Origin of the sequence: Prosthecobacter sp. (assembly GCF_044378005.1) — a bacterium.
Taxonomy (GTDB): Bacteria; Verrucomicrobiota; Verrucomicrobiia; order Verrucomicrobiales; family Verrucomicrobiaceae; genus Prosthecobacter.
Window position 1 is genome coordinate 1 of the sequence record NZ_JBILYB010000182.1, and the last position, 10,412, is coordinate 10,412.

The following is a 10,412-nucleotide window of genomic DNA, read 5'->3' on the forward strand; positions in this document are numbered from 1 at the left end:
CCGTGCTCACCGCTCCTACCGTCATGCCGGTGAGAGCACCCATCGGTGTTTCCACGGCGGGCAGTGTCACGAGATCCTGGCTTTTAAAATCCGCTGCCATGCCCGTGTCGGGAGACATTTGGTGCGTCGGCACTTCCACGGCTGGCAGTGTGGTCATCGGCTTCCAGGCCGAACCCATGAGCTGTCCATTCACCAGCTCCAGTGACCACTCCAATGGCGCTGTGCCACGATTCCGCATCTCCACCGTCCGTGTCACCGTGCGGCCCGAGTACACCGTCTCCGTCAGCTCCACCGGCGTGAGTCCGAGCTGCGGCACGCCGAGGGAGAAGTCCAGCCCGCTGCGTCCAGGCGGCGTGCTGAGCTGGGCAGGTGCGGAGGTGACATAGCCACTCGCCGAAGCCCGCACCTCATACACGCCATCCGTTACGATCAACGCATAGCGGCCATCCGTGCCGCTCGTGGCGGTGAAGCTGCTCGAACCGGAGACCTGCACCGTCGCTCCGGCGATGGGCTCTCCATCTCCAGCATCGGCGACTTTTCCCTCCAGCCGCGCGGAGGTGTGCAGATACACGCTCACACGATGCTCGCTCGTCTGCGCCGGCGAGCCATGCCGCAGCGTGATGAGGAATTCCTCCGCCAGGGGCGTGGCGAGATTCGACTGCGAGCTGATGCGAAATGGCGTGGCTGACTGCACGGACTGGCCCGTCGTCAGCGTCCCAACATTCACCTGGCTCTGCGTGATCGTAAAACTGGATGGGCTCGCCAGCGTGCTCAGGGTGGCGACCACATTCTGCGCGGGCTCGTTGCCACGATTCAGCACCGTGAAGCGCAGCGCCAGGGACTCGCCCGGATTGCTGATGCCATCGCCATTGCCGCCCTCTTCCGTGATGGTCGTCACCGTGATCACCGGCCTCGGTCCGGCGGATTCTTCGATGAGATGCGCCACATTCATGCGTCCACCCGCCACCGTGTTCGTCGCAAAGGCCGTCACGGGATCGACCGTGTCCAGCAGCCGCGTTTTGATCTCGGCCGCCGTCATCAGCGGGGCGATGCTTTTTAGCAAAGCCACCGCGCCGGAGACATGCGGCGTGGCCATCGAAGTGCCGCTGTAAGTCGCGTACGAAGAGCCCGGCACCGTGCTGTAAATCGACGAACCCGGCGCTGCCAGATCCACCGTCGTCGCACCATAGTTCGAGAAGCTCGACCGCGTGTCCGAACTCGTGCTCGATGCCACGGACACGATCGTGTTCAGGGCGTAGCCCGCCGGATACTGCGGTGAGAGATCCGTGTTCGAGCCATCATTCCCCGCCGCTGCGATGAAGAGCTGCTCCGCCGCGCCGGCACTGGCGATGGCGGTTTGCAGCAGGCTGCTGAAACCGCCGCCGCCCCACGAGTTTGAGGTCAGATCCACGCCGAGATCGCGGGAGTAGTTCACCGCCTCGATGGCGTCCGACGTGCTGCCGCCGCTCGGCCCGAGGAAGCGCAGCCCGACGATGGACACCTGCCAGCACACGCCCGTCACCCCGGTCACGTTGTTGCCCACGCCGCCGATCGTCCCCGCGCAGTGCGTGCCGTGGCCTTCCTCGTCCGTGGGGTTGTTGTCATTGGCGAAAAAGTCCCACCCGTTCGTGTCATCGACGAAGCCGTTGCCGTCGTCATCGATGCTGTTCCCTGGGATCTCGTGCGGATTCGTCCACATATTCGCCAGCAGATCCGGGTGCGAGCGATCCACGCCCGTGTCGATCACGCCCACCAGCACCTCACGCGAGCCCGTCGTGATGTCCCAGGCCTCCGGCGCGTCGATGTCCGCATCGGCGATGCCGCCGGTTTGACCCGTGTTATGCAAACCCCAAAGCTGGGCAAAGCTCGTGTCCGTGGGGAAGAGCGTCGGGAAAACGAGGTAATCCCGCTCCGCCGTGCCTTTCTGCGTCGCCGCCTGCGGGAAAGCCTGCCGGTAGGCCCCCATGATCGCGTCCGCCGTGCTCAGCGTGCCCTTTTCTGCTGCGATGAGATAAACCGGGGCTGTCTTCAAAGCCTGCCGCACATGAAATCCATGCCGTTTTGTCCAAGCCTCGATCTGCGCTTTCGTCGCCTCTGCGGGGAACTGCACCATCGCGTGATCCGCCACGGAAAACTCCCGCCGCACGGGCAGCCGTCGGCCCTGGTCATCGGCACGCAGCCAGACTTCCTCGCGCACCAGCGGATATTTAAAGCTCGTGCGCCACAGCCGCATTTCGCGTGCGGGTTCACCTGCCCGCGACTCGATCTCCCGCCGCTCCTGCATGACCGCGTCCTTCAGCAGACGCTCCTGAAACGGACTCAGCGTCACCGCCACCGGAGGCAGCTTTTCCATCTCCTCCCAGCGCGGAGCCCCCGGTGCACGGAGACTCGGTGGCGCTGCCAGTGGCTCGACTTTCGTCGCCGCCGAGATCGTCTTCATCGGACTCGAAGAAGAACTTTCCTGCCTGTCTGGCCCTGCAAGCCACCAAGCCAGAGCGGCTGTGATCACAATGCCAATACATAGCCCCACAGGGCGCGAAGGTGCGAATCGAGAAGTCATGGGGGGCAGGCGTCAGACACTCCACCAATTTTCGCCGCTCAATGCAATGCTAAAATCGCCGCGAGCAAAGCTTCCCGTAAGGCATTCACGGGCGCGCTGTCCGCGTAATGGTTCACGAGGTAGGCGAAGCAGAGCTGCTCGCCCTTTTTCGTCGTGAGGAACCCCGTCGTGGAGCGCACGCTGGACATCGCGCCGCCCTTCCAGCGCAGGCTGTCTTTGCTCAGCAGGGATTCCTTATAAACGACGCCCTGCGGCCCCGATCCGGTCAGAAATTGCAGCTTCGCCAAATCATGCGGCGTGATGAAATCCGCCCGTGCCAGCCCGCAGCCGTCCTCCATGCGCAAGCCCGTGAACTCGAGCCCGCGCGCCTTCCAATGCTCGCGGATCACGACATCGGCGGGCTTGTTTTCACGCAGTCCGAGCAGGCGGAAGAGGCATTCGGTTTCGTGATTGTCCGAGGTGGCGTGGATACTCGTGACGATCTCCTTCAAGCTTGGCGACACATGCTTGATCAGCTCCACGTCGCCTGCCTTGGCGTCTCCCACGGGAGCGGCCTCGCCCACGACCTCGATCCCCTCGCTCCGCAGCAGCTCGCGCAGGGCGGTGGCGGCAAAAAGCTCGGGATTTGGCACCGCTCCCAGCACCTGAAACTCCGGCTGCCCGAGCGGCACGGTGCCTCGGAAATGCACCACGCCCGTCGCTTCCCCGCCGTGGATCATCACGCCGTCTCCCGAGGCCGCCGGGCCGGTGATCGTCTCGTTTTTCCAAGTGATGCCCGGCACCGGTGGCCGCGCGCCCAGGAACTCCGCCGGATCTCCGACCTGCTCGGCTGCGCGAAAAACGGCGGCGTAGCGGTTGTGCTCCAGATTCAGCCCACTGACGGCACTGCCGAAGCCATTGCCGATGTCACCCCAGTTCCAGAAGTCGTCGTAGATGCTGCCTTTGAAGAGCCGCCCGTCGCCGAGGATGCGGCCAGAGATGCGCTTCAGCCCGCGCTCCTTCAGCGTGGCGGCCCAGCTCTCCACATCCGTCAGGGAAAGCATCGGGTCAGCCCCGCCGACGATCACCACATCGCCCGCGATCACGCCTTCCTGCATCGGCGCGGAGGCCATGACGCGCGTCTCCAGCCGGAAATCCGGCCCCCATTTCTCCAGCGCCGTCGCCGTGGTTACCGTCTTCAAACTCGAGGCCGGGATGAAAGCCGTGTGCGCCTGATGATCCACGATCACCCGCCCTTGCGGATCGAGCAGGCAAAAGCCGATGGCCGCACCGGCGAGTTCGGGATTTACGGCAGCCTGCTCCAGCAAAGCCTTCACCGGATGCGGTGCCGGTGTGGCAGGCGGCGGTGGCACCGGACGATTTTCCACCCACAGCACCGCCGTCAGCGCTGCTGCGAGCAGGAGGATGATCACATTTTTCACCATGGCATCAGCCTCCGGCAGTGATTTGCACGATCTCGATCACGTCGCCGTCATTCACCACCGTCGTCGCGATTTCGCGCGGCAGCAGCGCCGTTTGATTGTGTTCCACGACGACTGGCTTGCCCGCCAGGTCCACGGCTGCCAGCAGGTCGGGCAGGGTCATCGTGCCGGGGAATTCGCGCTTCGTGCCGTTGAGAGTGATCGTCATGGTTTCCAAAGAAGCGCGGATGCCGCGTCTGGCAAGATTTCACAGCCACCAGCGCATCCGCAGCCAGCGGGTGAACTTCCGCAGCAGGACGCGGCCGCTGGCGCGGGTATCGAGTTCGATCTTCGCGCGTCCGGTCAATCCGGGACGCATGAGCGGGCGTAGCTCGGCGGGCAGCTCCACTTTCGCCAGGGTGATGCTGAAAACGCCGCCGTCCTTCCCCGGATGCAGCGCGGGGCTGATCTGGGCTTTGCTCTCAAGCTTGGCGGTGAGTTCGCGCGCGCTCTGCGTGTAGAGCAGGTAGCGCACCTCGCGTGGAGCCTGCTCGTCCAGCGCATCTTCGATCTCGGCGATGTCCGCCTCGGCGATTTCCAATCGCAGATCCCAGGCATCCGCAGTGGCGATCTCCGCCAGCGTCTCTCCGGCCTGCAAAAACATCCCGGTGCGCAAATGCACGTCCTTTGTCATCACCACGCCGTCCATCGGCGCACGCAGTGCGGAGAGGTCGATCTCCAGCCGCAGTCGTTTCTCAGTCTCGGCGGTGGCTTGCGCCTCCAGGGTGGCGATTCGTGCCAGCGCTTCCTTGCCCTGGCCGCGTTGCCGCTCGGCCTCGGCCTCCAGCCGCTTGCGCGCCTGCGTGGTGCCTTCCAGCTCGGATTGCAGCCGCTTGGTGTCGAGTTTGGCGATGATCTGATCCTTCTTCACGGTCACGCCTTCCCGCACCAGCACTTCCTCGACTCGCCCGGCGGACTCGGTGGTGATCAGCGCGCGCTGACGTGGCAGCAAAGTGCAGTCGCCCTCCACCTTCACCTTCAGCGGCCAGAGCAGACCCAGCAGCAGCAGCGCGGCAAAACCGAGGCTCCACACCAGCCAGCGACGCTTCTGGGTGGCCGTCGCCTCCGTGCGCCAATGCCCCAGCTTCGCCAAAGTCGGCCCGAGCGGAAGCGCCTGATACACCAGCGCGGCTCGGATGGACCGGCCCGCCAGATCCGCCAGCCACTGCGCCAGCGCGAGCACTGGCGGCCGTGGATCTCCCGGTGTACCCGCCGAACCAAAAGTGGCCGCCTCCACGCTTTCGCCCAGCATCGTGCCGAGCACGCGACCCTCCGCGCCATCGCGCAGCGGCATGAGCACGGCGGACTGCATCTGCGTCTCGGCAAAGTACCAGTCTGCTGCTGGCGATTCACCCCGCACGATCACCCAAGGCTGATCTTTTGCCTCGGCGGCAGCCAGCTTGATCATGCGCGTCACCGGCTCAGACCTCGTGTCCACCTGCGCCTGACCGGACACGCCGAGCACGCGCCAGCGGTCGCCTTCGCGGATGAGGAAGCTGATGCGATTGATCCCCAGCAACTCGCGGGCATGAGCGGCGGCGAGTCGCGCGCCCTGGGTCGCATCGAGCTGGCCCGTCACATCCAGCGCCATTTGCAAAAGCTGCTGCTGCCTGCGGCTCTGAGCGCCGAGTTCGCGCATTTGGCGGGAGCGCAGACGCGGCCCCAGATCAGCCATCAGCGCCTGAACTTTCAGCGCCAGATCGGCCAGCTTTTTCGGATCACTCTGAGCGGGAAACCAGAGCTGCACCGCCCCGAGTTGGTCATCGCCACTGCGCAGCGGCACGCCGACGATGCCGTGCGGGCCCAGATTCACCAGCACACCGGGCGTCACCGCCTCCTGTCCTGCAGGCGCAGGCATGAGCACCAGCGGCTGGGAGGAAAGGATCACCTCGCTGGCCGCCCGCAGCACCTGCTGTCGCTGCCCGCTCTCCGCAGCACCGGCGGCCTCCTCCAGACTCACCGCTGCGCCCTGCTTCAGCGCGATGTCCTGCCCCTCGCGCCGCGCCACCAGCCACACGGCCCCGCCGAGCGCCTCCGTGGCCGCGATCAGCCGGGCCAGCACCCTTTGAAAAATCTCCCCCTCGCTCCCGCCCGATGCCGCCAGCCGCGCCAGTTCGGTGGCGAGAGTTTGCATGGCTTGGGCAGGGGAGGACACGCCGCGATGATGCGGCGGCCCGGCGTTAGCGTCAACGCAGGACGCATTCCCGCCGCCTATCAGCTATTGCCCATCGGCACCGCCTGCGTAGTCTCGCGCTCCCTTTTCCCAGACCCATGAGCGCCGAGACCCCTGCCAAGAAGAACTACAAAGACACCGTCCGCCTGCCGAAGACCGACTTCCCCATGAAGGCGGACCTCGTCACACGCGAGCCCCAGCGCCTGGCCAAATGGGAAGCAGGCGGCCTCTACCAGCGCATCATGAAGCAGGCCGCCGGACGCCCGAAGTTCGTCCTGCATGACGGCCCGCCCTTTGCCAATGGCGATGTCCACATGGGCACCGCGCTGAACAAAGTGCTCAAGGATCTCATCGTGAAGTCCAAGACCATGGCCGGCTTCCACGCCCCCTACATCCCCGGCTGGGACTGCCACGGCCTGCCCATCGAGTTCAAAGTCGTCAAGGAAGCCAAGGACCTCGCCCCTGCGGAAGTCCGCACGCGCTCCGAAGCCTACGCCCGCAAGTTCATCGACATCCAGCGCCAGTCCTTCAAGCGCCTCGGCGTCTTCGGCGACTGGGAGAACCCCTACCTGACGCTCGCGCCGACCTATGAGGCCGACATCATGCGCACCTTCGCGAAGTTCCTGGAGAAAGGCCTCGTCTATCGTGCCAAGCGCCCCGTCCTCTGGAGCTACGGTGCCCAGACCGCCCTCGCCGAAGCCGAGGTCGAGTACAAAGAAAAGACCTCCCCGGCCATCTTCGTGAAGTTTGAAGTTCAGAGCCCCGGTTTCAGCCGCCTCCAGGAAGACGGCTACTCCCTCGTCATCTGGACCACCACGCCCTGGACGCTCCCCGCCAACCTCGGCATCGCCCTGCACCCTGAGTTCGACTACACCGCCGCCACCTTCATCCACGAAAACGGCCGCCACGAAAAACTCATCCTCGCCGACTCCCGCATCGAGGCCTTCAGCGCCAGCACCGGCTTCCAGCTCGACACCACCCGGCCCACCACCAAGTTCAAAGGCAAGACCCTCGCCGGTGCCGAAGCCCAGCATCCCTTCCTGCCGCGCACCTCAAAGATCATCAACGCCCTCTTCGTCACCGACGACACCGGCACGGGTGCCGTCCACATGGCTCCCGGCCACGGCGCGGACGACTACATCGCTGGCAAAGAGCACGGGCTCGACATCCTTTCCCCCGTCGATGACGCGGGCTGCTTCACCGCTGAGTGCGGCCTGCCCGAATTCGTCGGCCAGCACGTCTTCAAGAGCAACGAAGGCATCATCGCCATCCTCGAGGGCAAAGGTGCGCTGCTGGGCAACGAAAAATACGTCCACCAGTATCCCCATTGCTGGCGGTCAAAGACCCCCATCATCTTCCGCGCCGTCCCCCAGTTCTTCATCCGCATCGCCGCCTTCCGCGACGAAGCCCTGAAGGCTATCGACACCGTGAACTGGCTCCCTGCCTGGGGTCGCAACCGCATCTACGGCACCGTCGAAAGCCGCCCCGACTGGTGCATCTCCCGCCAGCGCACCTGGGGCGTCCCGCTGCCCATCTTTTACGATGCCGAAGGCCAGGCCATCATGGATCACACCATCTCCCTGAAGGTCGCCGACGCGGTCGAGACGCACGGCACCAACCTCTGGTTTGAAAAAGACGACGCCTTCTGGAGCGACCTCGTCGGCCTGCCAGAGGGCAGCAAGCGCTGCAAAGACACGCTCGATGTCTGGATCGACTCCGGCTCCTCCTCCGTCGCCGTCTTGGATCGCCACCCCGAGCTCTACTGCCCTGCCGATGTCTATATCGAGGGCACCGACCAGCATCGCGGCTGGTTCCAGAGCAGCCTCATGGTCAGCGTCGCCGTCCGCGGCACCGCCCCTTACAAGACCGTCATCACGAACGGCTTCGTCGTCGATACCAGCGGCAAAAAGATCAGCAAAAGCGATCAGGGCACCGACAAAGCCGCCAAGCCCATGACCGCCGACCACTACTACAACAAGTACGGTGGCGACATGGTCCGCCTCTGGGCCGCCAGCGTCGATTATCAAAACGACGTCCCCTTCAGCGAAGAACTCTTCCAACAAACCGGCGAATCCTACCGCCGCATCCGCAACACCTTCCGCGTTCTCCTCGGCAACCTCCAAGACGAGCCCAAAGGAAAAGAAAAAAATCCTGTCGATCCTGTTCATCCTGAAATCCTGTTAAAAAAGGCCGCTGATCTCCCGCTGATCGACCGCTGGATCCTCGAGCGCCTCCACAGCGTCCTCACCGACTGCCTCGCCGGTTACGCCGCCTACGACTTCCGCAAAGTCACCAGCACCATCACCCAGTTCGTCTCCGGTGATCTCTCCGCCCTCTACATCGACATCACCAAGGACCGCCTCTACTGCGATGCCGCCGACAGCCCCCGCCGTCGCGCCACCCAGGCCACCATCCGCGAGATCACCGAGACATTAACAAAACTCCTCGGCCCCATCCTCGCCTACACCGCCGACGAGACCTGGGAGTTCCTCGGCCACCCCGACAGCGTCCACCTGGAGGCCTTCCCGCAGCCAAACACAGCGTTCGCCAGCACCGAAGCCACCGCCGCCGTCGAAGAACTGCTGAAAGCACGCGCCGTCATCCAGCAAGCCATCGAAGCCGCCCGTCAGGCCAAAAAGATCGGCTCCAACCTCGAAGCCACCGTCAAGCTCACCCTCCCCGAGGCCGGCTTCACCAACCCCGTATTCCAGGACCTCCCCACCCTCCAGGAATTCTTCATCCTCAGCGACCTCCACATCACCCGTGGCTCAGAACTGGCGGCAACTGTCGAAGTCTGCACCAACCCCAAATGCGAACGCTGCTGGAAGCTCCTGCCGGATGTCGGCACCATCGCCGAGCACCCGACACTGTGTGGTAGGTGCGCGGAGGCGGTGGGGTGAAGTTAACTGTAACTATTTAAGCCAGTGTCACGCCGATAATCGAATGACTACAGAACATTGGAATACAAAGGAAGTAGCGCAAAACGACTTTGACTACAGTGACGGCTGCTCCTTGATTTATACAGACGGCCTGGGCCCTTGCATCGGTGTATGTATAGCATGGAGCAAACACGCTTGGATTCTCCATTCCGCGAACATATGTTACGACGTAGATGCTGTAATCATGCCAACGCTCAAGCATGTAAAACGCATTGTCCCAGAAGACCTCATTACATCTATTCAGCCTGTGATATGTGGAGGTGATTTATACAGCGATGACGTTCCAGCTCACGAGAAGGATGAACTTGTTGCTAACATTTTGCTATGTAGACAGCGCATTATCGATCTCTTGAACCAGGAGGGTTTTGGAAAACCTATTGTAAGATGGAATGAAGAAGGGCAAACGACTTCTATAAGGGCTGACCTAAACCAAATGGTTGTTGTCATAGAGGATGGTATCGACTTACTGACTCACTCGATTCCGAGGTGACTGGAAGACGAAAGCCAAGCGTCTGTCTGTTGAGATTTCTCAACTACTTGCATTAATTGTCAGAACCGAGATGTCGATGATCTTCTGCTCTAGCAAGGATTGGTTATCGGTGTTGTAGAACTCTTGCAGCGCGTCAAAAACGAACTCCCAGCCGACCTTTTTCCCGTTCTTTAAAAATAGTCCCACTGAAACGTGTTTGCAGAAATTTTGGCGCTCAGTCAGACTGGCCGCACGCCAATCTCTTCCGTTCCCATGTATCAGATGTGAACCATCAAAGGAAGGCAATGATGATGAGTGTCGGTCATCTGAGGTGCGGACACTTGATTCATGAGATCCCCTGATTTGTATCGCTTCGTTAGCGGTGCGCCGAGTGCCCTCGGTCTAAGCTTGCCTTTTGGTTTCGACAACTATGCCGCTTTCCGCTGACCGTCGATCCGCCGGGTCTTGGCCCAGGCTGCGGGTGTTACGTCCTTGACCTGCTTGTTTGTCAGCGTCGGCAGACAGGTGAGGACTTCGCGCAGGTAGGTTTGCGGGTCGATGCTGCGGCTGCGGCAGGCTTCGATGATCGTGAAGAGGATGGCGCTGCGTTGTCCGGCTTCGGTCTCGCCAATGAACAGCCAGTTCTTCTTGCCGATGGCAGTTGGCCGGATGGCATTCTCGACTGGGTTGTTGTCGATCTCGACTCGACCGTCTTCGAGATAGACGGTGAGCATGGGCCACATCGTCAGGGTGTAGTCGATGGCTCTGCCCATGGCGCTCTGGGGCAGGTGTTGTCTTTTGAGTTTGATCC

At 62.7% G+C, this 10,412-nt stretch carries 7 protein-coding genes; 2 read left to right on the plus strand and 5 right to left on the minus strand.

Annotation, left to right across the window (positions count from 1 at the left end; translation table 11 throughout):
* The 4 genes from AC6FTP_RS23285 to AC6FTP_RS23300 all read right to left on the minus strand — a co-directional run.
* On the minus strand, window positions 1-2,440 hold a 2,440-nt coding region (locus AC6FTP_RS23285; protein ID WP_497209300.1), incomplete at its 3' end, for a S8 family serine peptidase.
* Window positions 2,441-2,598: 158 nt separating this feature from the next.
* A complete protein-coding gene (gene dacB, locus AC6FTP_RS23290) occupies window positions 2,599-3,984 on the minus strand; it encodes a D-alanyl-D-alanine carboxypeptidase/D-alanyl-D-alanine endopeptidase (protein ID WP_497209301.1) in 1,386 nt (461 codons plus the stop codon).
* Window positions 3,985-3,988: 4 nt separating this feature from the next.
* Window positions 3,989-4,189 (minus strand): sulfur carrier protein ThiS, encoded by a 201-nt coding sequence (thiS, locus tag AC6FTP_RS23295; protein WP_497209302.1) that lies wholly within the window; start codon window positions 4,187-4,189, stop codon window positions 3,989-3,991.
* A gap of 39 nt (window positions 4,190-4,228) precedes the next feature.
* The gene (locus AC6FTP_RS23300) at window positions 4,229-6,154 is read right to left on the minus strand and encodes an efflux RND transporter periplasmic adaptor subunit (protein ID WP_497209303.1); all 1,926 of its coding nucleotides are present in this window, start codon (window positions 6,152-6,154) and stop codon (window positions 4,229-4,231) included.
* A gap of 137 nt (window positions 6,155-6,291) precedes the next feature.
* Between AC6FTP_RS23300 and ileS the strand changes: the two genes are divergently transcribed.
* A complete protein-coding gene (gene ileS, locus AC6FTP_RS23305; protein WP_497209304.1) occupies window positions 6,292-9,093 on the plus strand; it encodes an isoleucine--tRNA ligase in 2,802 nt (933 codons plus the stop codon).
* A 223-nt stretch (window positions 9,094-9,316) separates the two neighbouring features.
* On the plus strand, window positions 9,317-9,622 hold the full coding sequence (locus AC6FTP_RS23310) for a hypothetical protein (protein ID WP_497209305.1): 306 nt from the start codon (window positions 9,317-9,319) through the stop codon (window positions 9,620-9,622).
* Window positions 9,623-10,029: 407 nt separating this feature from the next.
* On the opposite strand, the gene AC6FTP_RS23315 is transcribed toward AC6FTP_RS23310, so the two are convergent.
* A partial coding sequence (locus AC6FTP_RS23315; protein ID WP_497209306.1) for an IS66 family transposase occupies window positions 10,030-10,412 on the minus strand: 383 nt, incomplete at its 5' end.